This window comes from Acidovorax sp. GW821-FHT09A11, from assembly GCF_059418365.1.
Genome location: NZ_JBWKPS010000001.1, coordinates 325825 through 351510, shown reverse-complemented (window position 1 = coordinate 351510; position 25686 = coordinate 325825). Strand labels below are relative to the sequence as shown.

General features: G+C 66.1%; 18 protein-coding genes. 4 read left to right on the top strand and 14 right to left on the bottom strand.

Features of this window, described 5'->3' with window-relative positions; translation table 11 throughout:
• Positions 1–23: 23 nt before the first annotated feature.
• A complete protein-coding gene (locus tag AC07PV_RS01630; protein ID WP_494629195.1) occupies positions 24–1271 on the bottom strand; it encodes a cystathionine gamma-synthase family protein in 1248 nt (415 codons plus the stop codon).
• 138 nt (positions 1272–1409) lie between these two features.
• Positions 1410–2855, bottom strand: coding sequence for an exodeoxyribonuclease I (gene sbcB / locus AC07PV_RS01625; protein WP_369642565.1), 1446 nt, complete (start codon positions 2853–2855; stop codon positions 1410–1412).
• Positions 2856–3068: 213 nt separating this feature from the next.
• On the opposite strand from sbcB, the gene AC07PV_RS01620 reads away from it, so the two are divergent.
• Entirely contained in the window at positions 3069–4448 is a 1380-nt protein-coding gene (locus AC07PV_RS01620; protein ID WP_494629194.1) for a lytic murein transglycosylase, read from the top strand.
• A 152-nt stretch (positions 4449–4600) separates the two neighbouring features.
• Here the strand turns inward: AC07PV_RS01620 and clpA are convergent, their stop codons facing one another.
• The 3 genes from clpA to dnaE form a co-directional block, all read right to left on the bottom strand.
• The gene (gene clpA, locus AC07PV_RS01615; protein ID WP_218294829.1) at positions 4601–6949 is read right to left on the bottom strand and encodes an ATP-dependent Clp protease ATP-binding subunit ClpA; all 2349 of its coding nucleotides are present in this window, start codon (positions 6947–6949) and stop codon (positions 4601–4603) included.
• 57 nt (positions 6950–7006) lie between these two features.
• Positions 7007–7375, bottom strand: coding sequence for an ATP-dependent Clp protease adapter ClpS (clpS, locus tag AC07PV_RS01610; RefSeq protein ID WP_029414237.1), 369 nt, complete (start codon positions 7373–7375; stop codon positions 7007–7009).
• A gap of 107 nt (positions 7376–7482) precedes the next feature.
• Complete coding sequence (gene dnaE / locus AC07PV_RS01605; protein ID WP_218341139.1) at positions 7483–11016, bottom strand: DNA polymerase III subunit alpha; 3534 nt, start codon at positions 11014–11016, stop codon at positions 7483–7485.
• A gap of 181 nt (positions 11017–11197) precedes the next feature.
• On the opposite strand from dnaE, the gene AC07PV_RS01600 reads away from it, so the two are divergent.
• The gene (locus AC07PV_RS01600; RefSeq protein ID WP_218294827.1) at positions 11198–11995 is read left to right on the top strand and encodes an outer membrane protein assembly factor BamD; all 798 of its coding nucleotides are present in this window, start codon (positions 11198–11200) and stop codon (positions 11993–11995) included.
• Here the strand turns inward: AC07PV_RS01600 and yoaA are convergent.
• Positions 11958–14006 carry a DNA repair helicase YoaA gene (gene yoaA / locus AC07PV_RS01595; RefSeq protein WP_494629193.1) on the bottom strand — a complete coding sequence of 683 codons (2049 nt, stop codon included), beginning with the start codon at positions 14004–14006 and terminating at the stop codon, positions 11958–11960. The two genes, AC07PV_RS01600 and yoaA, sit on opposite strands and share 38 nt — an antisense overlap.
• Entirely contained in the window at positions 14006–14209 is a 204-nt protein-coding gene (locus AC07PV_RS01590) for a YdcH family protein (RefSeq protein WP_369642568.1), read from the bottom strand. Before AC07PV_RS01590 ends, yoaA begins: the two co-directional genes overlap by 1 nt.
• Positions 14210–14316: 107 nt before the next feature.
• On the opposite strand from AC07PV_RS01590, the gene AC07PV_RS01585 reads away from it, so the two are divergent.
• Positions 14317–15123 (top strand): PP2C family protein-serine/threonine phosphatase, encoded by an 807-nt coding sequence (locus AC07PV_RS01585; RefSeq protein ID WP_218294824.1) that lies wholly within the window; start codon positions 14317–14319, stop codon positions 15121–15123.
• 116 nt (positions 15124–15239) lie between these two features.
• Here AC07PV_RS01585 and AC07PV_RS01580 read toward each other — a convergent pair whose 3' ends face one another.
• The 5 genes from AC07PV_RS01580 to AC07PV_RS01560 form a co-directional block, all read right to left on the bottom strand.
• Positions 15240–15938 carry a hypothetical protein gene (locus AC07PV_RS01580; RefSeq protein ID WP_218294823.1) on the bottom strand — a complete coding sequence of 233 codons (699 nt, stop codon included), beginning with the start codon at positions 15936–15938 and terminating at the stop codon, positions 15240–15242.
• Positions 15935–17032, bottom strand: a complete 1098-nt coding sequence (zapE, locus tag AC07PV_RS01575; RefSeq protein WP_218294822.1) for a cell division protein ZapE — start codon at positions 17030–17032, stop codon at positions 15935–15937. The genes AC07PV_RS01580 and zapE overlap by 4 nt, the downstream gene beginning before the upstream one ends.
• An 81-nt stretch (positions 17033–17113) precedes the next feature.
• Positions 17114–18541 (bottom strand): dihydrolipoyl dehydrogenase, encoded by a 1428-nt coding sequence (gene lpdA / locus AC07PV_RS01570; RefSeq protein ID WP_494629190.1) that lies wholly within the window; start codon positions 18539–18541, stop codon positions 17114–17116.
• 90 nt (positions 18542–18631) lie between these two features.
• The gene (gene odhB, locus AC07PV_RS01565) at positions 18632–19894 is read right to left on the bottom strand and encodes a 2-oxoglutarate dehydrogenase complex dihydrolipoyllysine-residue succinyltransferase (RefSeq protein WP_218294820.1); all 1263 of its coding nucleotides are present in this window, start codon (positions 19892–19894) and stop codon (positions 18632–18634) included.
• Between the two features lie 55 nt (positions 19895–19949).
• Positions 19950–22829, bottom strand: a complete 2880-nt coding sequence (locus AC07PV_RS01560; protein ID WP_218294819.1) for a 2-oxoglutarate dehydrogenase E1 component — start codon at positions 22827–22829, stop codon at positions 19950–19952.
• Positions 22830–23062: 233 nt separating this feature from the next.
• Here AC07PV_RS01560 and AC07PV_RS01555 point away from each other — a divergent pair, with 233 nt between their 5' ends.
• On the top strand, positions 23063–24127 hold the full coding sequence (locus AC07PV_RS01555; RefSeq protein WP_218294818.1) for an AI-2E family transporter: 1065 nt from the start codon (positions 23063–23065) through the stop codon (positions 24125–24127).
• A 158-nt stretch (positions 24128–24285) separates the two neighbouring features.
• On the opposite strand, the gene AC07PV_RS01550 is transcribed toward AC07PV_RS01555, so the two are convergent.
• Together AC07PV_RS01550 and AC07PV_RS01545 are read right to left on the bottom strand one after the other, a co-directional pair.
• Positions 24286–24504 (bottom strand): hypothetical protein, encoded by a 219-nt coding sequence (locus AC07PV_RS01550; RefSeq protein WP_218294817.1) that lies wholly within the window; start codon positions 24502–24504, stop codon positions 24286–24288.
• A 209-nt stretch (positions 24505–24713) separates the two neighbouring features.
• Positions 24714–25637, bottom strand: coding sequence for a LysR family transcriptional regulator (locus tag AC07PV_RS01545; protein ID WP_494629189.1), 924 nt, complete (start codon positions 25635–25637; stop codon positions 24714–24716).
• Positions 25638–25686: the final 49 nt, after the last annotated feature.

Below are 25686 nucleotides of genomic sequence, written 5' to 3'. Positions count from 1 at the left end.
CTGACAGGTTGCGGGGTGCCGCCTCAGCAGCCGGCCAGGGCCTGCTCGAAGTCCGCGAGCAGGTCTTCCACCTCTTCCAGCCCGACCGACAGCCGGATCATGCTGTCGGCGATGTCCATGGCGGCGCGCACGGCCGGGCCGGCCTCCCAGAAGATGGTGTGGGCCACCGGGATGATGAGCGTGCGCGTGTCCGCCAGGCCCGTGGCCTTGATCGGCAGCTGCAGCCGGTTGCACACGGGCAGGCACTGCCCGGGGTCGCGCAGCTCGAACGACAGCAGCCACGAACCGGCCTTGAGGTGCTTCTGGGCAAACGCGTACTGGGGGTGCGACGGCAGGCCGGGGTACAGCACGCGCGAGACCGCCGGGTGCTGCTCCAGCCATTGCGCCAGGGCCAGGGCCGTGGCGCTGGTGCGGTCCATGCGCAGCGACAGGGTTTCAGCGCCCAGCGCGATCTGGTGCGCGGCGTGGGAAGACAGCGTGGCCCCCATGTCGCGCAGGCCCTTCTTGCGCAGTTGCTGAAGGCCCCAGCCCTTGGCGTCGCCCTTGCGGTAGGGGGCGAAGATGTTGGGGTACGTGCTCCAGTCGAACAGGCCGGTGTCCGTCACCGCGCCGCCCAGCGCCGCCCCCTGCCCGCCGATGCTCTTGGTGAGCGAGTTGAGCACCAGCCCCGCGCCCACCGTGGACGCGCGAAACAGGTAGGGCGACGCCACGGTGTTGTCCACCACGTACAGCAGGCCGCGCTCGCGGCAGACCGTGCCCACGCCGTCCAGGTCGGGGATCTGCGTGCCGGGGTTGGCGATGGTCTCGACAAACACCATGCGGGTGTTGGGCCGCACCGCGGCGGCCACGTGGGCGGCGTCCGTCACGTCCACCAGGGTCACCTCGATGCCCAGGTCGGCCAGCGTGCCGAACACGCTGTTGGTGTTGCCAAACACGAACTGGCTGGCCACCAGGTGGTCGCCCGCCTTGAGCAGCGTGAGAAAGATCGCGCAGATGCCCGCCATGCCCGTGGCGAACACGATGGTGCCCTGCCCTTTTTCCATCTGCGTGATCTTGGCCTCCAGCGCCGCCGTGGTGGGCGTGCCCTGGCGCGCGTAGTTGAAGCCGCCCTTGCTCGTGCCCTGGAACACGGCGATCAGGTCCTCGACCTTGTCGTAGCCGTACTGGACCGAGGTGTGGATGGCCTTGTGGATGGCCCCATGCTCCGCGCCGCCATGGCGGTCAGCATGAAGGATCTCGGTCGTGAAATGGTGGTTCTGCGGTGTCGTCATAAAAACTCGATGTCTATCTGCAAGCCCCAAAGCGGCAAAAACCGGAGCACCCCATACCAGCGCACCCGTGGAACTGGCTCCGCCAGGCCACCGGGTGCGTCCCCCTCAGGGGGAAGGCGCGCAGCGCCTCAGGGGGAGTCATCGTTCAGGCGCGATGTGCTCCGCGTAATCGTACAGGGCCCCCAGGATGTCCTGCGTGCGGTCGTCTTCGGCGGTCTCCGACAGCGTGTCGATTTCTGTGAACAGCTGCTCCACCGTACGTGCCCCGCCCTGCCCGTCGAACAAGCAGGCCGCGCGGTGCGCCTCCCACTGCTGCGCTTCTTCAGGCGACAGCGTAGCGGGGAAGTTGCGCGCCCGGTAGCGCCACAGCAGCTCGGCCAGGCGCGGGTCGTCGAACGCGGCGCGGGAGCGGGCCAGCTTCTCGCCGCTCATAGTGCGCAGGTCGTTGAGCAGCCGGCGGTCGTTGTTGCCGACGAAGCCGCCGTACAGGTCCTGGTCCACATCGGGCGTGGCCTCGGGCGGGCGGGCGAACACGGCGGGCCAGATGCCGCTCATGTCGGGCAGGCCGCGGGCCACCTCGGCATGCTGGGCGGCCTGGGCCAGGTCAATGCCCCAGCGCTGGGCCAGCGCGGGCGTGAGCGTGTTCACGTTGCCCACCACCATGGGCGACTTGTTGAGGTGGATGGTCTTGACCGGCAGGCGCGTCACGCCGTCGGGTAGCGCGTCGGCCTTGCTGAACATGCGCAGGCGGATCTCGTCGGCCCCCATGGTGGCGAGAGCCGCCGGATCCTGGGAGAGATCCCAGGCAATGAGTTCGTTCTTGTTGGTGGGATGGCTGGCCAGCGGCCACATCACGGCCAGGCACCCGCGCTCGGCCGGGAACATGCCCGAGACGTGCAGGAACGGCCGGGCCGTGATGGCGGTGGCCGGCAGGCGAAGCTCGGCGGCCACGCGGTCCTTCTTGTGCAGCGAGAGCGCGAAGTCGAAGAGCTTGGCGTTGCGCTCGCGGATGAGCCGCGCCAGCGCAATGGTGGCGCGCACGTCCGACAGCGCATCGTGCGCCGCCTCGTGCACCAGGCCGTTGGCCTTCGAGAGATGCTCGAGCTTGAAACTCGGCGAGCCGTCCTCCTTCCGGGGCCACTGGATGCCGTCGGGCCGCAGCGCGTACGTCATGCGCACCACGTCCAGCAGGTCCCACCGCCCGCACTGGTTCTGCCATTCGCGCGCGTACGGATCGATGAGGTTGCGCCAGAACATGAAGCGCGTGATCTCGTCGTCGAAGCGGATGGTGTTGTAGCCCACGCCGATGGTGCCGGGCTGCGCGAATTCGGCCTCGATGCGGGCAGCGAACTGGTGCTCGGGCACGCCTTTTTCCAGGCACAGCTGCGGCGTGATGCCGGTGATGAGGCAGGACTGCGGATCCGGCAGGTAGTCGCTGGCCGGCTGGCAATAGAACATCAGCGGCTCGCCGATTTCATTGAGCTCGGCATCGGTGCGGATGGCCGCGAACTGCGCGGGCCGGTCGCGGCGCGTGTTGGCACCAAAGGTTTCGTAGTCGTGCCAGAGGAAGGTGTGGGGGGCCATGGTCGGTGGGCAAACAGGGGCGGGACGGGAACAAGGCAGGGGAAACAGCGAACTGTAACCTGATTTGCAGGCATTTTTAGCCCGCAGCGCATACCGTTCAAGCGCTGGCAGCTATCAAAATAGTAGTAATCGAAGGCCACAGCTTCCACGGCCGCTTCACGCCGTGATACACCTGTGGCCCGGCTCCCGCGCTGCGGCACGGGACAATGGCGCATGCACAGCACCCACCGAGCACCTTTCCCGTTCTTGCGGCACCCTATCTCCCTCGCGTCCCCACTCCGGCTCCCGCTGGCGGCCTGGGCGGCCGCCCTGGCGCTGGCGGGTTGCGCCGCCGCCCCGTCCCCCTCCCACCGCCCTAGCACAGGGACGGCGCCGCAGGCGGCAGCCGCCCGCGTGGCGCCCCCCGCTGCAACCGGCCCGGACACCCCCGCATCCTCCCCCGGCGGCCCCGCCGCCGACATGGTGGACCACGCAGCGGGCTTCGCCGCCTGGCGCGCCGCCTTTTCCGCGCAGGCCCTGGAGGCCGGCATCCAGCCCGGCACGGTGCGCAGCGTGCTGGGCCAGGCGCAATGGCAGCCCCGCGTGGTGGAACTGGACCGCGCGCAGCCCGAATTCACCCGCACGCCGTGGTCCTACCTCGACAACGCGGTCTCCCCGCAGCGCATCGCCCAGGGCCAGGTCAAGCTGGCCGAACACAGCGCCGCGCTCGAGGCGGCCGCCGCCCGCTACGGCGTGCCGGCCACCCTCATCACGGCGATCTGGGGCATGGAGAGCAACTACGGCAGCAATTTCGGCACGTTTCGCACCGTGGACGCGCTGTCCACGCTGGCCTACGAAGGGCGCCGGCGCACCTGGGCCCAGGCGGAGCTGCTCGCGGCGCTGCGCATCGTGGACCAGGGCGACATCCCGGCGGAGCGCATGCTGGGTTCCTGGGCCGGCGCCATGGGGCACACGCAGTTCCTTCCTTCCGTCTTCCTGGCCTATGCCGTGGATGCCGACGGCGACGGACACCGCGACATCTGGGGCAGCATCCCGGACGTGGTGGCATCCACCGCCCACTTCCTGTCCCGCTCGGGCTGGCAACCCGGCGAGCCCTGGGGCGCCGAGGTCCAGTTGCCGGCGGCCTTCGACCACGCGCGCGCGGACCCGGCGGTGCGCCAGACCAGCGCGCAATGGGAGGCCGAGGGCGTGCGCGCGCCAGGGGGCCAGCCGCTGCCCCCCCTGGGTGCGGCCTCCATCGCGACCCCTGCCGGAGCGCGCGGGCCCGCCTTTCTGGTGGGGGCGAACTTCCGGGCGATTCTTCGCTACAACAACTCCGTCAACTACGCCCTGGCGGTCGCACTGTTGTCCCGGCAGATCGGCGGGGGCGGCCCCATCGCCGCGCCCTGGCCACGCGACCTGGAGCCCCTGTCGCGCACCCAGCTGCAGGCCCTGCAGGAGGCACTGAACCGCAAGGGCTTCGCGGCCGGCACCCCGGACGGCGTGATGGGCCCCGCCACCCGCGCAGGGCTGCGCGCCTTCCAGCGCAGCACCGGCAGCGTGGCGGACGGCTACCCCACCCTGGAGATGCTGCAGCGCCTGCAGGCGCCCTGACCCCGCAGGGCCCCGCCCGGCTGCACGCCCCCACGGACAGCGCGAAAAGCGCAAGCTTCCGCGAATCCGGCCAAAAAAAAGCCCACGGCATACACCGTGGGCTTTTACCTGGCCGGCACGCGCGCGGCCAGGGCGGCGGCCGCCGCCGCGTGTCAGTCCGCCGTGGCCTCTTCCGGCTCGGCAGGTTCGGACTTGGCCGAGCGCTCCTTCTTGGGCAAGGGCTGGATGTCCAGCAGCACCTCGGACGTTTCCACGCCCTTGTCATCGGTCTTGAGCTCGATGTCGACCGTCAGGCGACCCCCTTCCGTCAGGCGGCCGAAGAGCAGCTCGTCGGCCAGCGCACGGCGGATGGTGTCCTGGATCAGGCGCTGCATCGGCCGCGCACCCATGAGCGGATCGAAACCCTTCTTGGCCAGGTGCTTGCGCAGGGCGTCGGTGAAAGTGACTTCCACCTTCTTCTCCGCCAGCTGCGTTTCCAGTTGCAGCAGGAACTTGTCCACCACGCGCAGGATGATCTGCTCGTCGAGCGCCTTGAAGTTGACGATGGCATCCAGCCGGTTGCGGAACTCGGGCGTGAACAGGCGCTTGATGTCGCCCATCTCGTCGCCCGCCTGGCGCGGGTTGGTGAAGCCGATCGTCGCCTTGTTCATGGTCTCGGCGCCGGCGTTCGTGGTCATGATGATGAGCACGTTGCGGAAGTCGGCCTTGCGGCCGTTGTTGTCCGTCAGCGTGCCATGGTCCATGACCTGCAGCAGCACGTTGAAGATGTCCGGGTGCGCCTTCTCGATCTCGTCGAGCAGCAGCACCGCGTGCGGCTTCTTCGTGATGGCTTCCGTCAGCAGACCACCTTGGTCGAAACCGACATAACCTGGAGGCGCGCCGATCAGGCGGCTCACGGCATGGCGCTCCATGTACTCCGACATGTCGAAGCGGATCAGCTCGATGCCCATGATGTAGGCCAGCTGCTTGGCCGCCTCGGTCTTGCCCACGCCCGTGGGGCCGCTGAACAGGAACGAGCCGATGGGCTTGTCGCCCTTGCCCAGGCCCGAACGCGCCATCTTGACCGCGCTGGCCAGCACTTCCAGGGCCTTGTCCTGGCCGAACACCACGCTCTTCAAGTCACGCTCCAGCGTCTGCAGCTTGCCGCGGTCGTCGTTGGAGACGTTGGCCGGCGGAATGCGCGCGATCTTGGCGACGATCTCCTCGATCTCGGCCTTGCCGATGGTCTTCTTGCGCTTGCTCGGCACCATGATGCGCTGCGCGGCGCCCGCCTCGTCGATCACGTCGATGGCCTTGTCGGGCAGGTGGCGGTCGTTGATGTACTTGGCGCTCAGCTCGGCGGCGGCCTGCAGCGCGGCCGCGGCGTACTTCACGCTGTGGTGCTCTTCGAAGCGCGACTTCAGGCCCTTCAGGATGTCGATGGTTTCGGCCACGCTGGGCTCCACCACGTCCACCTTCTGGAAGCGGCGCGACAGCGCGGCGTCTTTTTCAAAGATGCCGCGGTATTCCGTGAAGGTCGTCGCGCCGATGCACTTGAGCTGGCCGCTCGAAAGCGCCGGCTTGAGCAGGTTCGAGGCATCCAGCGTGCCACCCGACGCGGCGCCCGCACCGATCAGCGTGTGGATCTCGTCAATGAACAAGATTGCATTGGGCTTGTCCTTGAGCGACTTGAGCACGCCCTTGAGGCGCTGTTCGAAGTCACCCCGGTACTTGGTGCCCGCCAGCAACGCGCCCATGTCGAGCGAGTACACGGTGGCCTCCGCCAGGATCTCCGGCACGTCGTTCTGCGTGATGCGCCAGGCCAGACCCTCGGCGATCGCGGTCTTGCCCACGCCGGCTTCGCCCACCAGCAGCGGGTTGTTCTTGCGGCGGCGGCACAGGATCTGGATCGTGCGCTCCACCTCGTAGTGGCGCCCGATCAGCGGATCGATCTTGCCTTCCTTGGCGGCCTGGTTCAGGTTCTGGGTGAACTGCTCCAGCGGCGAGGCCTTCTCGTTGCGCTCGGAGCCACCGCCCTCTTCCCCTTCGGCCTGGTTTTCCGCCTTGGCGGGCTCTGGCGGCTCGCCCTTCTTGATGCCGTGGGCGATGAAATTGACCACGTCCAGCCGCGTCACGCCCTGCTGGTGCAGGTAATACACGGCATGGGAATCCTTCTCGCCGAAGATGGCCACGAGCACGTTGGCGCCCGTGACTTCCTTCTTGCCATTGCCCGTGGACTGCACGTGCATGATGGCGCGCTGGATCACACGCTGGAAGCCCAGCGTGGGTTGCGTGTCCACCTCGTCGGTGCCAGCCACCTGGGGCGTGTTGTCTTTGATGAAGTTCGCCAGCGATGAACGCAGATCATCGATGTTGGCAGAACAAGCGCGCAGCACCTCCGCTGCGCTGGGGTTATCGAGCAATGCAAGCAACAGATGCTCCACGGTGATGAACTCGTGGCGCTGCTGACGGGCCTCAACAAAGGCCATGTGCAAGCTGACTTCCAGTTCCTGGGCAATCATGTGAACTCCTTTGTGCTTGCGTGGAAGGGATAACTGTAGATCGGGATCAAAAACCTGTTATTCAACAGGCTCACTGACACATTGCAGTGGGTGGCCCGCCTTGAGGGCGGCGTCAAGCACTTGTTCCACCTTGGTGGCGGCCACATCGCGGGAGTAAACGCCGCAGACGCCTTTGCCATCGAGGTGGATCTTCAACATGATCTGGGTGGCTTGCTCGCGGTCCTTGCTGAAAAACTCCTGCAGCACCACGATGACGAATTCCATGGGGGTGTAGTCGTCATTGAGCATGACCACCTGGTACATCTGGGGCGGCTGGGTCTTTTGTGTGCGTCTTTCGAGCACGACCGAACCGCCATCATCCCGCGCTGGCCGGGTCACGGGCGGCGCGGTGGGGGGTGAAGGTGGTTTTGTTGCCATGAAAATCATTCTAGCGATCCGCGCGGGGTGATGCCGTGAGAGAAATCTGACGTTGATCCTGTTTTTTTCAAGCTATGGCACGCCGGATATTCACTCTTGGGTGTCGCGGGCCCGCCCTATTCGTAGACCACGGTGGCGGACCCGCTGCCAGCCTGGGCCGTCCAGGCCGCGAGCGCCGCGTCGGTGGGATAGAAACGGGCGCTTTCTCCCAGTTGCAGCTCCGCGACCGCCGCCGCGTCGCCCGCCACGCAGCGCACGCCCATGCGCACCCGCAGGCCATGGACCAGTTCACCCTCCGCGATCTCCTCGCGGCGGGCGGGAAACTCCCGCACCAGCCGAGGCACATCCGGCCCCTTGTCGCCCACCAGCACATGCAGATACTTGCCGAAGCGGCAGCGCGCCCCGGCCAGATCCCAGACCTGCTGCACCTTCACGCGCAGCCCGCCACTGAAATGGTCCAGCTGCAGGCGGCCCATCATCACCACGAACTCGTCTTCCTTGAGCTGGTTCCTGTAGGTGTTGAGCAGTGCCTCGTCCGCGGAGGCTTCGATGACACCGGATTTGTCGTCCAGGCGGAAGAGGCCCAGCCTGCCGCGCTGGCCATTGATCACCCGGAAGTCGCTGATGATCCCGGCGAGGACCTGGGGTTCGCGGCTGTCCAGCAGCTCGTCGATGGAGGTGCGCACGAAGCGCCGCACCTCGGTGGCGACTTCGTCGAACAGATGGCCGGAGAGGTAGAAGCCGACCGCCGTTTTCTCCTGCGTCAACCGCTCCTTGATGCCCCAGGGCATGGCATCCACCAGATCCGGCTCCTGCGTGCTCGATCCATGGGCGTCGTCGCCCATCATGTCGAAAAGCCCCCCCTGGTTCACATTGGCCAGCGTGGCCGCCGAAAAATCGAACGCGCGGTCGATGGAAGCCACCAGGGAGGCGCGGTTGAGATGGAGCGAGTCAAACGCACCCGCCTTGATCAGCGCCTCCACCGTGCGCTTGTTCAGGCGCGCCCGGTCCACCCGCACGCAGAAGTCGAACAGGCTCTTGAACGGGCCGGTGGTCGAGCCTTGCGGCCCCTCGCCCCGCCCCTCGCGCGCGGCCACGATGGCTTCGATGGCCTGCTGCCCCGTGCCTTTGACGGCCCCCAGGCCGTAGCGGATGATCTTGTCGGTCACCGGCTCGAAGCGGTAGAAGCCCCGGTTGACATCCGGCGGCTCGAACGAGAGCCCCATCTTCTGCGCGTCCTCGAACAGCACCTTGAGCTTGTCGGTGTCGTCCATTTCCACGGTCATGTTGGCGCAGAAGAACTCGGCCGTGAAGTGCACCTTGAGCCAGCCGGTGTGGTACGCCAGCAGCGAGTACGCGGCAGCGTGCGACTTGTTGAAGCCGTAGCCGGCGAACTTCTCCATCAGGTCGAACACTTCGTCGGCCTTCTCCTGGCCAATGCCCTTCTCGGCGGCCCCCTTGCGGAAGATCTCGCGGTGCTCGGCCATCTCCTCGGCCTTCTTCTTGCCCATGGCGCGGCGCAGCATGTCGGCGCCGCCCAGGCTGTAGCCCCCCAGCACCTGGGCGGTCTGCATCACCTGCTCCTGGTACACCATGATCCCGTAGGTCTCGGCGAGCACCTTTTCCACCAGCGGGTGCGGGTATTCCACGACCTCCTTGCCGTGCTTGCGGTTCACGAAGCTGGGGATCAGGTCCATGGGGCCCGGGCGGTACAGCGCGTTGAGCGCGATCAGGTCCTCCAGCCGGCTGGGGCGCGCCTCCTTGAGCATGCCCTGCATGCCCCGGCTTTCAAACTGGAACACCGCCTCGGTCTTGCCTTCCGAGAACAGGCGGTAGGTGGGCCCGTCGTCCAGCGGGACGGCTTCATACGTGAAGTTCTCCTGCCCCTTGTGGCGCTTCATGATGAATTCGCGCGCGATCTCCAGGATGGTCAGCGTGGCCAGGCCCAAGAAGTCGAACTTCACCAGGCCGATGGCCTCCACGTCGTCCTTGTCGTACTGGCTCACGGCCGATTCGCTGCCCGGCTGCTGGTACAGCGGGCAAAAGTCGGTGAGCTTGCCCGGCGCGATCAGCACCCCGCCCGCATGCATGCCGATGTTGCGCGTCATGCCCTCGAGCTTCTGGGCCATCTCGATGATGGTCTTGACGTCCTCTTCCTTCTGCACGCGCTCGTACAGCTGCGGCTCCAGTTCCAGCGCGTAGTTGTTCTTGTCGCCTTCCTTCTTCACCTCGGGCGGGTAGGCCAGCGTGTACGACATGCCGGGCTTGCCCGGCACCAGCTTGGAGATGCCGTCGCAGAACATGTAGCTCATGTCCATCACCCGGCCCACGTCGCGGATGGCCGCCTTGGCGGCCATGGTTCCGAAGGTGGCGATCTGGCTCACCGCGTTCTTGCCGTACTTGTCCTTCACGTAGTCGATCACCCGGTCCCGGTTGGACTGGCAGAAGTCGATGTCGAAGTCGGGCATGGACACCCGTTCGGGGTTCAGGAAGCGCTCGAACAGCAGGTTGTACTGCAGCGGGTCCAGGTCGGTGATCTTGAGCGCATAGGCCACCAGCGAGCCGGCGCCCGAGCCCCGGCCCGGCCCCACGGGACAGCCGTTGGCCTTAGCCCACTGGATGAAGTCCCCCACGATGAGGAAGTAACCCGGAAAGCCCATCTTGAGGATGGTGCCGATCTCGAACTCCAGCCGCTCCACGTAACGCGGGCGCTGTTGGTCGCGCTCGGCCTCCTTGGGAAACAGCAGTTTCAGCCGCGCCTCCAGGCCATCGAACGATGCAAGCCCAAAATACTCGTCGATCGGCATGCCGTTGGGTGTGGGAAAGTCCGGCAGCTGCGGCTTGCCCAGCACCAGGGTGAGGTTGCAGCGCTGCGCGATTTCCACCGTGTTCGCGATGGCCGAGGGCACGTCCGCAAACAGCGCCTCCATCTCCGCGGAGGATTTGAAGTACTGGTCGCGCGTGAACTTGCGCACGCGGCGCGGATTGGCCAGGATCTCGCCCTCAGCGATGCAGATGCGCGCTTCGTGCGCCTCGTAGTCGTCCGCCGTGGCGAACTGCACCGGATGCGTCGCCACCACGGGCAAGCTCAGGCGCGCCGCCAGCTGCGCCGCGGCCACCACGTGGCTTTCATCGTCCACGCGGCCCGCCCGCTGCAACTCGATGTAAAACCGGTGTGGAAACAGCCCCGCCAGGCGCAAGGCCACCTGGGCGGCGCCCGACTCATCCCCCTTCAGGAGGGCCTGCCCCACGGGCCCTGCCTGTGCCCCGGCCAGGGCGATCAGCCCCTCCGAAAGCTCCTGCAGCCAGTCCCAGGTGCACAGCGCCAGGTTCTTGACGACATTGCGCGTCCAGGCGCGCGCCAGCAGTTCGGACAGATTGAGGTAGCCCTGGCGGTTCTGCACCAGCACGATGAGGCGCGAGGGCGCTGCGCCCGCCTCGCCCTCCAGAAAGATCTCGGCCCCCAGGACGGGCTTGACGCCCTTGCCCCGCGCCTCCTTGTAGAACTTGATCGCGCCAAAAAGGTTGTTGAGATCGGTGATGGCCAGCGCGGGCTGGCCGTCCTTGGCGGCGGCCTTGGCCACCTCATCGATTCGATTGGTACCGTCGACGACGGAAAACTCGGTGTGCAGGCGCAGGTGAACAAACATGGGAGCATTGTAGAAAGCCCCACGCGCCTCGCCACGAAAGCCAGCCGCACGGCGCCTCTTGACAGGGACGGCCGCCGGTACAATGCCTTTCCGTGCCCCGGATGCCAACGGCGCCCGGCCCGCTGGACCGGCGCAGATATCCTGCACCCCCTGCCTCCTCTTTTGCTGAAAGCTGCTTGCGATGCTGCGTGCCCCACTGCCCCTCGTTTCCGCCCTGCTGCTTGCCGGTCTGCTGGCGGGTTGCTCCAGCACGACCGAAGACAAAACGGCCAACTGGAGCCCCAACCGCATCCATTCGGAAGCGCAGGACGAGATGAACAGCGGCGCCTATGACAAGGCCGTCCCCCTGCTGGAAAAGCTGGAGGGCCGCGCGGCAGGCACTCCGCTGGCGCAGCAGGCCCAGATCGACAAGGCGTACGCGCACTACAAGGCCGGCGAGAAGGCTCAGGCCATCGCGACGCTGGACCGTTTCATGAAGCTGCACCCTGCCAGTCCGGCGTTCGACTACGCGCTGTACCTCAAGGGCCTGGTGAACTTCAATGACAACCTGGGCCTGTTCTCGTTCATCTCGCGCCAGGACCTCTCCGAGCGCGACCAGAAAGCCGCCAAGGATTCGTTCGAAGCCTTCAGCGAGCTGGTCACCCGCTTTCCGGAATCGCGCTACGCGCAGGACTCGCGCCAGCGCATGACCTACATCGTCAATTCGCTCGCGCAATACGAAGTGCATGTGGCGCGCTACTACTTCCAGCGCGGCGCCTATGTGGCGGCCATCAGCCGCGCGCAGGTGGCGCTGGCCGACTACCAGGGCGTGCCCGCGCTGGAAGAAGCGCTGTACATCCTCATCCAGTCCTATGACGCGCTGGGCATGACGCAGCTGCGCGACGATGCGCGCCGGGTGATGGACACCTCGTACCCCCAGAGCGAGTACGTGCGCGGCGGCCTCAGGGCCAAGGCCGATCCGTGGTGGAAGTTCTGGTAAGCGCCTGAACCGCGGCCTCGAATTCCTGCTGTGATTCCAGGCGCCGCATCGGCGGCAGCGCCGCCAGCAGGCGCTTGCCATAGCCCATGGTGACCAGGCGGGTGTCGCCCACCACGAGAATGCCGTGGTCGGACTCGCGGCGTATCAGGCGCCCCGCCCCCTGCTTGAGCGCGACGGCCGCCTCCGGCAGCGCGTAGGATTTGAACGCCTTCCCGCCCGATTCTTCGATGCGCTGCGTGCGCGCTTCCACCAGGGGATCGCCCGGAGGCGGAAAAGGCAGCTTGTCGATGACAACAAGCTGCAATGCGTCGCCGGGCACATCAAATCCTTCCCAGAACGTGGCCGACGCCACCAGCACACAGCCCCGCTGTCCGTGCTCGCTCCCTTCCCGAAAACGCTCCATCAGCCGCCGCTTGGGCCACTCGCCCTGCACCAGGACCTCCAGGCTGCCCGATGCCGCAAACCGGTCTCCGAGCGCATCGCCGATCGTGCGCAGGGCCTTGAGCGTGGTGGTCAATACCAGCGTGCGGCCACCGAGCTGCTCCGCCGCCTGGGCCACCCATTGCGCCAGCATGCCGCTGTGCGCGGGGTCGGCCGGCGACGGCAGGTGGCGCGGGACGTACAGTGCCGCCTGCGACGCATAGTCGAAGGGGCTCGCGACCCGCAGGATCTCGGCATCCTGCAAGCCGGCCCGCTCCGTGAACCAGCTCAGCCGCTCGTCATCGCCCAGCGTGGCCGACGTGAAGATCCATGCCCTGCCGGGGCCCGCCGCGGACTCCTCGGGCCAGCCATCTTCGCCCGCCGGTTCGGCCGGCGAGGCCAGCAGGCGGGTGCGCATGGCCTCGGCGATGTCCAGGGGCGACTCCATCAGGCGCAATTGCGCACCCACATCGATCCAGCGCACGGCGTCAGGGTTGCCAGGGCCGGCGAAATGCGCCAGCCGCGCCAGCAGTTCGGTCCCGCGCTCGTACAGCCGCACAAAGTCGGGCGCCATTTCGCTGACCGTGTCGAGCGCCTCCTGGGCCTGTGCGCAGGCGACCGCCATGCCGCGGATGGCCGCATGCCACGCATCACCCGCCACGCCCTGCGGGGCCTCATCCGTCCAGCGCAGCTTCGCCCCGCCCCGCCGCTCTCCCACCGTCAGGCGCAAGTCCCGGGCCGAAAGATCCACCAGGCTGGCCAGCCCCGTCCAGTCCGCCAGGCCGCGCGCATGCTGCAGCCCCACGGCCAGGAGGTCCCTGCCGAAGTCCATCAGCTGGCCCGTGGACAGCGCAAGTCCCAGAAACTGCACGCCGGTCTCGTTGATCTGGTGCGCCTCGTCGAACATCACCACGCGCACCGACGGCAAGAGCTCGGCCATGCCGGATTCGCGGACCGCCAGGTCGGCAAAGAAGAGGTGGTGGTTGATGACCACGATGTCCGCCGCCAACGCCTCCCGCCGTGCCAGATGCACGTGGCATTCGCGGAAACGCGGGCACGGGGAGCCCAGGCAGTTCTCCCGGGTGGATGTGACCAGCGGTATCACGGGCGACCGCTCGTCCAGCCCTGTCAGCTCCGCCAGATCGCCCGAGCGGGTGCCGTGCGACCAGCTCTCCACCTTGGCCAGCACGCGCGCCACGCCGGGCTCACGGGCAGACACGTCCTGGCGCGCCAGCCCCATGCGGTACAGGCACAGATAGCTCGCCCGGCCCTTGAGAAGCGCCATGCGCACCGGCAGGCCCAGCGTCTGGGCCAGGCGCGGAAGATCGCGCGCGAACAGCTGGTCCTGCAGGGCCTTGGTGGCGGTGGACAGCAGCACGCGCTCGCCGCTGAGCAGCGCCGGCACGAGGTAGGAGAAGGTCTTGCCCACCCCCGTGCCCGCCTCCACGACCAGGGCGCCACCGGCCTCGATGGTGCGCGCCACGGCCACCGCCATGTCCGTCTGTCCCGCGCGGGGCTGGAAATGCACGTCCGCCCGCGCCAGCACGCCATCGGCGGCGAACACCTCCTGAACCATTTCCGCCAGCGCCATCAGGCGGGCTCTTGGGGTTGAAGGGCCCGCTCCAGGCGGTGCATGGCATCGCGCAGCGCAAGGCGGCGCTTCTTGAGGCGGCGCAGTGTGAATTCGTCAGGTGCCCCGTCTGGAGCACACAGGCCGATCAGGGCATCGAGATCGGCATGTTCGATGCGCAGTGCAATGAGCTGCCGGTGCGGAGAATGGAGGCTGAGGTTCAAGGCGTGGGGGCCGCAGGATGGCAAAAATGCCACAGGCGGGCGGATAATACGCGCTTGGCCCGCATTCCGCGACGGCCGTTTGCGTACGCGCCCCCACAATCACCAGCATGACCAAAGCGTTTCGCCTCATCGCGTCCACCGGTATCCACAAGGGTGACCGGGAGTACCAGCAAGACCAGGTGACCTTGATCTCGCACGAGCGGCACAACGGCTGCGTGCTGGGCGTGATTGCCGACGGGATGGGCGGCCGCAGCGGCGGGCGCAAGGCATCCGACCAGGTCATGATGACGGCGCGCCAGCTGTTCGAACGCTATTCCCCGGACACCGACGACCCGGTGGCCATGCTCAAGAGCATGGTCGAGGAAGCCCACATCGTCATCCGCCTCACGGCCATCGCGGCCGAGCAGGAGCCGCACAGCACCATCGCGGCCTTCCTCATCAACCCGCGCGGCGACTGCCACTGGGTGCACGCGGGCGATTCGCGCATCTACCACTTTCAGGGCGCGCGCATGGTGTTTCGCACCAGCGACCATTCCTATGTCCAGGCACTGGTGGACCGGGGCGAGCTCACCGAGGCGGAGGCCAACAACCATCCGCATTCCAACATCCTGGTGGGCTGCCTGGGGACCGAAAGCGACCCGCCCATCACCACCCATGTGATTCCTCAGCTGCAGCCGGGCGACGTGCTCATGGCCTGCAGCGACGGCGTGTGGCACTACTTTTCGCCCACCGAACTGGGTTCCGTGGTGGACTCGCTGTCGCCACGGGAAGCCACGGAGTTCCTGATCGAGAAAGCCCGTTCCCGGGCGCGCGGCGGCGGTGACAACCTTTCCCTGGTCATCGTGAAGATGGAAGCGCTGGTGGAAGAAAAGAAGGTGGCGCGCCTGGTCCCCGCCGACGCAGGCCGGCCCTGATACGCCCCGGGGCCCGGCTGACGCTGGTTGGTGGGCTCACGCCTGCGCCAGCAGATCCAGGCCACCCCGCCAGATCCCTGCGCGGCGCCTGCGCATGCCCTACGCCAGAACCGTTCTCAGCGCGCCGCCGAAGCAGCGGGTAGCGGCGCGGCGGGTTTGCGCCCCTGGGCAGCAGCCTCTGCCTGCGACTTTTCTATCCGTGCGCGGCGTTCCTGCGCGGCCTTGAGCGCGGCCGCGTGGCGTTCGCGCGCCTGCGCGGCACGCTCGGCATTCGTGGCATTGTGGGCAGCCCGTTCCTCTGCCTGCTTCTGCACCCGGTCGCGCTGCTGCTGCGCCCGTTGCCCTGCCTCTTGGTCGCGCTGGGACTTCATGCCCTGCGGATCGTGCGGCTTGCGCAGCAAGGCATCCGGCGCGCTGGCACCCGCCGACGGCCCCTCCGGCACCACCGCCCGCTGCTTTTCCTCGATCGACTTCAGGCGCTCCGCCGCCTTTTCCTTGCGCTCCGCGTCGTTGAGTTCGATCTCCTGGGCACGCAGGCGGGACTCCGCGTCACGCGCTCCCGCACGGACACCGCGAAGGCAGTCCTCCACCGAGAAGCGCTGGTAGCAGGCCGCTTCGTCCTGCTGGCGCCGGGCCTTGACGGCATCGCGCTCGTGGCGAATACGGTCGTGCTCCGCCTTGCGCTGGGCGGCCGCGGCCTGTGGGCTGCCCTGCGGCACACCCGCTGGCGCACCGGATTGCGCCGGTGCAGGGGCCGCGAAAACACAGGCAAAGCCTGCGAGGGCAACAAGGGCCAGGCGCTTCAGCATGATCATGTCAGCCCCGTATCGACAGTGCGGCGCTCCAGCGCCAGGAATTCCTTGGACTGCATCTCGTTGAGCCGCGAAATCGTGCGCGGGAACTCGTGCGCCAGGGGGCCTTCGGTGTACAGCTGTTCGGGCGGCACTGCCGCGGACAGGATGAGCTTGACCCGCCGGTCGTAGAGAACGTCCACGAGCCAGGTGAAACGCCGCGCGGGCGACGCCATGCTCACGGGCATGTGGGGCACGTCGGACAGCAGCACGGTATGGAACTGCGTCGCGATCTCCAGGTAGTCGTTCTGCGAACGGGGACCGCCGCACAGCGTCTTGAAGTCGAACCACACCACCCCGCCGGCCTTGCGGCGGGCGCGGATCTCGCGGGCCTCGATGTGCAGCACCGGGTCTTCGTCGTGCACTTCGGCCAGCTGGTCGAAGGCCTGGCCCATCTCGGCGTCCGCCTCGGGCCCCAGTGGCGTGTGGTACAGCTTCACATGCTCCAGGGTGCGCCGGCGGTAGTCGGTGCCGTTGTCGACATTGACGACTTCCAGCCGCTCGTTGAGCAGGGCGATCGCGGGCAGGATGCGGTCGCGGTGCAGGCCGCCGGGGTACAGGTCGTCGGGCTTGAAATTGGAGGTGGTGACAAAACCCACGCCGTTGTCGAACAGTGCCGCCAGCAGGCGGTGCAGGATCATCGCGTCGGTGATGTCGGCAACGTGGAACTCATCGAAGCAGATGAGCTTGTAGCGCCGCGCAATGCGTTCGCCCAGCACGTCCAGCGGGTTCACCGTGCCCTGCAGCGCCGCCAGCTCGCGATGGACCTCGCGCATGAATTCATGGAAATGCAGGCGCACCTTGCGCTTCAGGGGCACGGCGTCGAAGAAGCACTCCATGAGGAAGCTCTTGCCGCGCCCCACCCCGCCATACATGTACACGCCGCGCGGAATGTCCGGCCGGTTGATCAGCTTCTTGAGCGCGTTGGAGCGGCGGGCCTTGTAGGCCGCCCATTCATCGGCGCAGCGCTGGAGGGCATCCACGGCACGCAGCTGGGCAGGGTCGCTTTGGAAGCCTTTGGCGGCCAGCTCGGCCAGGTAAGCCTGTTTGACGGTCACGTGGTGGTTGTCCTGATACTATGAATTTAATAGCTGCCAGCGCTTGATGGTCAAGCGCTAGAGCCGGTTTTTATTCAAATATCAGAAGTTCAGCGTGCGCTTGTCCACGGCCAGGGCCGCTTCCTTCGTGGCTTCACTCAGGGACGGATGCGCGTGGCAGATGCGCGCGATGTCTTCGCTGCTGGCCTTGAACTCCATGGCTACCACGGCTTCGGAGATCAGCTCGCTGGCCTGCGGGCCCACGATGTGCACGCCCAGGATCTCATCGGTGTCGGCATCGGCCAGCATCTTGACCATGCCGGTGGTGTCGCCCAGCGCGCGCGCGCGGCCGTTGGCCAGGAACGGGAAGGAGCCGGCCTTGTACTTGACGCCGTCGGCCTTGAGCTGCTGCTCGGTGCGGCCCACCCAGGCGATCTCGGGGCTGGTGTAGATGACCCAGGGCACGGTGTTGAAGTTCACGTGGCCGTGCTGGCCGGCAATGCGCTCGGCCACGGCAACGCCCTCTTCTTCCGCCTTGTGCGCCAGCATCGGGCCACGCACCACGTCGCCCACCGCCCACACGCCGGGCAGGTTGGTCTTGCAGTCTGCATCGACGACGATGGCGCCGCGCTCGTCCAGGGCCAGGCCCACGGCTTCGGTGTTCAGGCCGATGGTGTTGGGCACGCGGCCGATGGAGACGATGAGCTTGTCCACCTCCAGCGCCTGGGCTTCGCCCTTGGCGTTGGTGTAGGCGATGGAGACGCCCTTCTTGCCGGTCTTGATCTCGCCGACCTTCACGCCCAGCTCGATCTTCAGGCCCTGCTTGTCGAACGCCTTCTTGGCTTCCTTGGCGATCTGCTCGTCCACCGCGCCCAGGAAGGTCGGCAGACCTTCGAGGATGGTGACTTCAGCGCCCAGACGGCGCCACACCGAGCCCATTTCCAGGCCGATCACGCCCGAGCCGATGAGGCCGAGCTTCTTGGGCACCGCGCCCACGCGCAGCGCGCCGTCGTTGGACAGCACGAACTCTTCGTCGAACGGCGTGCCGGGCAGCGCGCGCGCGTTGGAGCCCGTGGCGATGATGATCTGCTTGCCCGTGATCGCCTCTTCGGCGGCGCCGGCCACCTTGATCTCGTAGCCCCCTTCGGCGGCCTTCACAAACGAGCCGCGGCCGTGGAAGAAGCTGACCTTGTTCTTCTTGAACAGGTACAGGATGCCGTCGTTGTTCTGCTTCACGACGGTGTCCTTGCGGGCAATCATCTTGGCCACGTCCATCTTCACGCCGGTGGCCGTGATGCCGTGTTCGGCGAAGTGCTTGTTGGCGTGCTCGAAGTGCTCGGACGATTGCAGCAGCGCCTTGGACGGAATGCAGCCCACGTTGGTGCAGGTGCCACCGGGCGCGGGGCCACCTTTCTCGTTCTTCCACTCGTCGATACAGGCCACGTTGAAGCCCAGCTGGGCAGCGCGGATGGCGGCGATGTAGCCGCCGGGGCCGCCACCGATGACGATCACATCAAATTGTTTGCTCATGGGAAATCTCGTTCAGTCTGTTGGAGAAAGACCCACCGGCGGGCAGGACCAGAGGCCGGGCCACGCGGGTGGGTCGATACAGTCAGGGGATCAGATGTCGAACAGCAGACGCGATGGGTCTTCCAGCGCGTCCTTCATGGCCACCAGGCCCAGCACGGCTTCGCGGCCGTCGATGATGCGGTGGTCATACGACATGGCCAGGTAGTTCATCGGGCGGATGACGATCTGGCCGTTTTCGACCACGGCGCGGTCCTTGGTGGCGTGCACACCCAAAATGGCCGACTGGGGCGGGTTGATGATGGGAGTGGACAGCATGGAGCCGAACGTGCCGCCATTGGAGATGGAGAACGTGCCGCCGGTCATTTCTTCGATGCCCAGCTTGCCTTCCGACGCCTTCTTGCCGAACTCGGCGATCTTCTTCTCGATGTCGGCGAAGCTCATCTGGTCCGCATTGCGCAGGATGGGCACCACCAGGCCACGGGGCGAACCCACGGCGATACCGATGTCGAAGTAGCCGTGGTAGACGATGTCGTTGCCGTCCACCGAGGCGTTCAGCACGGGGTACTTCTTGAGGGCGTGCACGGCGGCCTTCACGAAGAAGGACATGAAGCCCAGCTTGGTGCCGTGTTCCTTGGTGAAGGAGTCCTGGAACTTCTTGCGCAGATCCATCACGGGGGCCATGTTCACTTCGTTGAACGTGGTCAGGATGGCGTTGGTCGACTGCGACTGCAGCAGGCGCTCGGCCACGCGGGCGCGCAGGCGGCTCATGGGCACGCGCTGCTCGGGACGGCCGCTCAGGTCTTCCTTGGCGGCAGGCGCGGACACCTGGGGCAGCGTCTTGGTCGGCACGCCCGTGGGAATCACGCTCGGAGCCACAGCAGCCTTGGCGCCGCCGGCCACGGCGGACAGCACGTCGCCCTTGGTCACGCGGCCATCCTTGCCCGTGCCGGCCACGGCCGACACCGACAGGTTGTTGTCGGCCAGCAGCTTGGCGGCTGCGGGCATGGCCACATCGCCCTTCGAACCGCCAGCCGCTGGTGCGGCGGCGGGCGCTGCGGCCGCGGGAGCCGGCGCAGCGGCAGCCGGTGCGGGGGCGGCTGCGCCAGCCTTGCCTTCGGTGTCGATCTTGGCGATGAGCTGTTCGGCCACCACGGTGGCGCCGTCGCCCTGAATGATTTCGGACAACACGCCAGCCGACGGCGCGGGCACTTCGAGCACGACCTTGTCGGTTTCGATCTCGATCAGGATTTCGTCCACGGCCACGGCCTCACCGGCCTTCTTCTTCCAGGTCAGCATGGTGGCTTCCGCCACGGATTCGGACAGCTGGGGGACTTTGACTTCTACGATAGCCATTTTGAATTCTTTCAGTAGGGTTCTGTTTGTTCTGTGTTCGTTCGGGTAGCTGGCCTTACTTGGTCAGGACAAACCCCTTGAGCTTGGCAAACGCGCCGTCCACCAGCGCCTTTTGCTGTTCCTGGTGCAGGTGCGAGTAACCCACGGCAGGCGACGCCGATGCCGCGCGGCCGGAGTAGCCCAGCTTCTGGCCCTCGAGCATGTTCTCGTGGATGTTGTGCTGGATGAAGAACCAGGCGCCCTGGTTCTGCGGCTCGTCCTGGCACCACACCACGTCGGTGGCATGGGGGTAGCGCTTGAGTTCGGCGGCAAACGCCTTGTGCGGGAAGGGATAGAGCTGTTCCACACGGATGATGGCCACGTCATCGTCTTCGCGCTCGGTGCGCTTCTTCACGAGGTCGTAGTACACCTTGCCGGAGCAGGCGATCACGCGCTTGACCTTGGCGGCCTTCTTCACGATGGCCTCGTCCTGTTCCGGGATCACCGTCTGGAAGCTGCCCTTGGTGAATTCGGACAGCGGCGAGGTGGCATCCTTGTTGCGCAGCAGCGACTTGGGCGTCATGATGATCAGCGGCTTGCGAAGATCACGCACCATCTGGCGGCGCAGCACGTGGAAGATCTGGCTGGCCGTGGTCGGCTGCACCACCTGCATGTTGGCGTCGGCCGACAGCTGCATGAAACGCTCCAGGCGTGCCGAGCTGTGCTCCGGGCCCTGGCCTTCGTAGCCGTGCGGCAGCATCAGCGTGATGCCGTTCACGCGGCCCCACTTCACTTCGCCGGAGGCGATGAACTGGTCGATCACGACCTGCGCACCGTTGGCGAAGTCGCCGAACTGGGCTTCCCAGATCACGAGCGTGTTGGGGTCGTTGGACGCGTAGCCATACTCGAAGCCCAGCACCGCCTCTTCGGACAGGATGGAGTCGATCACGACGAACGGAGCCTGGTTCTCGGCCACGTTCTGCAGGGGCGTATAGGTGCCGATGTCCCACTTCTCGCGCTTCTGGTCATGGATGACCGAGTGGCGGTGCGTGAAGGTGCCGCGGCCGCAGTCCTCGCCCGACAGGCGCACGGGATAGCCGCTGGCCACGAGCGAGGCGAACGCCATGTGCTCGCCCATGCCCCAGTCCACGGGGATCTCGCCACGGCCCATGGCGGCGCGGTCGTCGTACACCTTCTTGACCAGCTGGTGCGGCGTCACGCTTTCAGGGATGGTGGTGATCTTCTCGGCCAGGCGCTTCCACTCGGCCAGGGGAATGGCGGTGTCGCCAGCGTCCGTCCACTTCTTGCCCAGGAACGGGCTCCAGTCCACGGCGTACTTGCTCTTGAAATTGGTCAGCACCGGGTCGACCGTGTGCTTGCCCGCATCCATGGCGGCACGGTAGGCCTTGACCATGTCGTCGCCCAGCGTTTCGCCCAGGCCCTGCGTGGCCAGCTTGTCGGCGTACAGCTTGCGCGTGCCGGGGTGCTGGCCGATCTTCTTGTACATGAGCGGCTGGGTCAGCGCAGGCGTGTCCTGCTCGTTGTGGCCCAGCTTGCGGAAGCAGATGATGTCCACGACCACGTCCTTCTGGAACTCCATGCGGAATTCGAGGGCGAGCTGGGTGGCCAGCACCACGGCCTCGGGATCGTCGCCGTTCACGTGCAGCACGGGCGACTCGACCATCTTCACGATGTCGGTGCAGTACAGCGTGGAGCGTGCGTCGCGCGGGTCGGAGGTGGTGAACCCGATCTGGTTGTTGATGATGATGTGCACCGTGCCGCCCGTGGAATAACCACGGGTCTGCGCCAGCGCCAGCGTTTCCTGGTTCACGCCCTGGCCGGCAAAGGCCGCGTCGCCGTGCACCAGCACGGGCAGCACCTGCTTGCCATGGGGGTCGGCGCGGCGGTCCATGCGGGCACGCACGGAGCCTTCGACCACGGGGTTCACGATTTCCAGGTGCGACGGATTGAACGCCAGCGACAGGTGGACCGGGCCGCCGGGGGTGGTCACGTCGGAGCTGAAGCCCTGGTGGTATTTCACGTCGCCCGATGGCAGGTCTTCGGGAGCGGTGTGGTCGAATTCGGCGAACAGGTCCGCAGGCATCTTGCCCAGGGAGTTGACCAGCACGTTCAGGCGGCCGCGGTGGGCCATGCCGATCACGATTTCCTGCACGCCCTTGGCGCCGGCGGACTGGATCAGTTCGTCCATGGCGGCAATGAAGCTTTCGCCCCCTTCGAGGGAGAAACGCTTCTGGCCGACGTATTTGGTGTGGAGAAAGCGCTCCAGGCCTTCGGCCGCGGTCAGGCGGTCGAGGATGTGCTTCTTCTTGTCCGCGCCAAAGCTGGGCTTGCTGCGGATGGTTTCGAGCTTTTCCTGCCACCAGCGCTTCTGGTTCTGGTCGGTGGCGTACATGTACTCGGCACCGATGGAGCTGCAGTAGGTTTCACGCAGGGCGTTGATCAGCTCGCGCAGCGGCATCGACTCCTTGCCGAAGAACGTGTTGCTGGTGTTGAACACGACTTCCTGGTCGGAATCGCTGAAACCATAGAAGGAGGGTTCGAGCTCGGGGATGGCGGGGCGCTCGGTGCGCTTCAGGGGGTCCAGATCGGCCCAGCGCTGGCCCACGTTGCGGTAAGCGGCGATCAGCTGCTGGACGGCGGTGCGCTTGCGGCCCAGTTCCGAATCCGCGCCGGTGGCGACGACGACCTTGGTTCCACCCTGCTTTGCGCGCTCGGCAAAGGCATTGACCACGGGGAGATGGGGAACGTCCTTGGCATTGCTGCCGTCCACCGCGGGCACGTTTTGCAGTGCGTCAAAGTATTCGCGCCAGTTGTCTGGCACGCTGCCTGGATTGGCGAGGTAGTTCTCATACATCTCTTCGACATAGGGCGCATTGCCGCCGAAGAGGTAGGTGTTGCCTTGGTAGGCTTGATAGACGGACGTCGTATCGCTCATATTCCGCTGACCTCCGCTTTCCTTGGGAAAGCATTAGCTGGTTGAGAAACCTTCCGCGACACGGCTGAACCGATTGGCGGATGCGACTGTGGCTGGGGAAGGGCCTTGGTACGGGCGCCATTGTGCCACCGAACAGCCTGCCGCCCAACGGGAAAGGTTTTCACGAGCGGGCCGGCCAGCAGCGGGAACCCGCGCTCGCGTACATTCCGGGTATCCCATTGCCACGCACCAACATGACACCACCCACCCCCCAGAACAAGGCCTTCTTGCTGTTGCTGGCCCTTGTCACCATTGCCTTCGGGGCGATCCTGTGGCAGTTTCACGGGGCCGTCTTCTGGGGTGTCATCCTGGCGATTCTCTTTGCCCCCCTGCACCGCAAGCTGTTGCGGCGCATGCCCAGGCGGCGCAATCTCGCCGCACTGTGCACCCTGGGGCTGTGCCTCATCGTGGTCATCCTGCCCATGACCGCCATCACGGTGTCGCTGGTGCAAGAGGCCACGGTGATCTATGAGCGGATGCGCTCCGGCCAGCTCAATTTCGGGCTCTATCTGCAACAGGTGATCGCCGCCCTGCCCGCCTGGGCGGCCAACCTGCTGGACCGGCTGAACCTCACAACCGTTGGCGAACTGCAACAGAAGTTCTCGTCGGTCGCCGTCCAGGCGAGCCAGTTCGTGGCCGCGCAAGCATTGAGCATCGGGCAGAACACGCTGCAGTTCCTGGTGAGCTTCGGCATCATGCTGTACCTGCTGTTTTTCCTGCTGCGCGATGGATCAAGCCTCGCGCTGCGCATCGGCCAGGCCACACCGCTGGATGACACGCACAAGCGGCAGCTGGTCAGCAAATTCACCACCGTGATCCGCGCAACGGTCAAGGGCAACATCGTCGTGGCCGCGTCGCAGGGCGCCTTGGGCGGATTGATCTTCTGGATCCTGGGCATCCAGGGACCCGTGCTGTGGGGCGTTTCGATGGCATTCCTGTCGCTGCTGCCCGCCGTGGGCGCAGGACTGATCTGGGTGCCCGTGGCGATCTACTTCCTGGCCACCGGCGCTGTATGGCAAGGGGTGGTGCTGACCGCGTTCGGCATCGGGGTCATCGGCCTGGTGGACAACGTCCTTCGGCCGATTCTGGTGGGCAAGGACACCAAGATGCCTGACTACGTTGTGCTCATTTCGACCCTGGGCGGCATGGCGCTTTTTGGCCTGACAGGCTTCGTGATCGGCCCTGTCATCGCCGCCCTGTTCATCGCTAGCTGGGATCTCTTCTCCCCCAGCACGACGGGATCAGCGTCGACAGAATGACATGGCGCTTGCCTGAAGAGCCAGGGCGACGGCCTGCGTGACCAAGCCATCGCCGCCTGGCGGGGTCTCCATCGGCCGACATCGTCGGGGCCCTTGTCGCAGGGGGTCGCACGGAGAGGTCCAAACCGCGGGCACAGAGCTGCCCACCCCATACCCGGTCACAGGATTTCACGCGCCTCGCCCTGGGCCAGCATCGTTCGCCCCTTGTCCGTGAGCGAGAGCACCCGTGCGAATGGCACCGGGCTTTCATCATTGGACACCAGCACCGCGACAAGATCGGCCGCCCGAAGTACCCTGAGTTTGTCAATGCAGGCAGGGTCGTGGACAGTCAATGGAAGCTCGCAAGCGGCGAGTTCTTGCAGGTACTCAAATGGCATGACCAACCTCCGGTGGCGTGTGGAGGAAAAATTGTCAACGCTATGTGAACCAGTGCTTTGTAAGAAAACATCGCAAGCTGGCCACTATCGTTCGCCCAGTCCCCGCGCAGCGGGTACGGTGCCAAGGTCCATTCTTCCCAGCCGGTGCGGCTGGGCGTGCAGCAAAAACTCACTTGACCAATCTGCCGGCGCCGCGGCCTGTGTGCACGCTACCTTGCAGGCCCGAGCAATTCGGCCAGGACGCCGATGTAGGCGCGGGCCGCGGCCGAAGGCGTGCGCCCCACAAGCGTCACCAGGCTGTAGTGCGTTTGCATGTCCGTGAAGCCCACGATCCGCAACTGCACGAGAGTGTCGGTATTCGCTTTGAGTGCCGCGGCATGCGGTGCGAGGATCACCGCATCCGCGGTCAGGGCAAGATGCTGCAGCGTGCCTTCGTCGTCGCAGGCCACGTTGAAGACAGCCCGGTCAGCCCGAGGAAACTGCTGATGGAATTGAATGGCCACTTCGGCAGGAAGGTGCGGACCGGCCATGGGATATTGCATGGCCTGCGCCAGCGTGACCTGCTTGAGCTGGCTCAGCGGATGTTTGGGCCGCACGAAGAACGAGACCGGCTGGTTGGGCAGACGCGCGATCTTCAGGCCAGGCTGCTTCTTCAGGTCTCGTGTGTCGGCCACGAACAGGTCCAGCTGTCGGTTGTACAGCCGTTCACACAGCGAATTCGCATGTGCCACTTCCACCTGCATCGTCAGCTGCGGATAACGCTGCGCCATCAGCGACAACGCCGCACGGCCCAGCGTGCCAGCCGCGAACGGGCCCAGCCCGACCGCGAGGCGGCCGATTGCGAGCTCTTCGAGCTGCAGTACATCGCGCCGGATCTGCTGTGCATCGGCGATCAATTCGCGGGCGCGCGCGAGCACCAGCTCTCCAGCTTGCGTGAAGCGCACGGTGCCGTAGGCGCGGTCGACCAGGCGCGCCTGCAGACTCTCCTCGAGAGTGTCGATGCTGCGCGAAAGCGCGGGCTGCGACAAATGCACCGCCAGCGCGGCACGGCCGAAGCTGCCGTGGTCGGCGAGGGCAACAAGGTGTTCGAGCTGTCGTAGTTGCATTTTGCGTTTTTCTTTAAATGTCAGCACGTATTTTGCATTTGCCAACGATTTGAATGCTCTCGAGAATGGGTCGCTC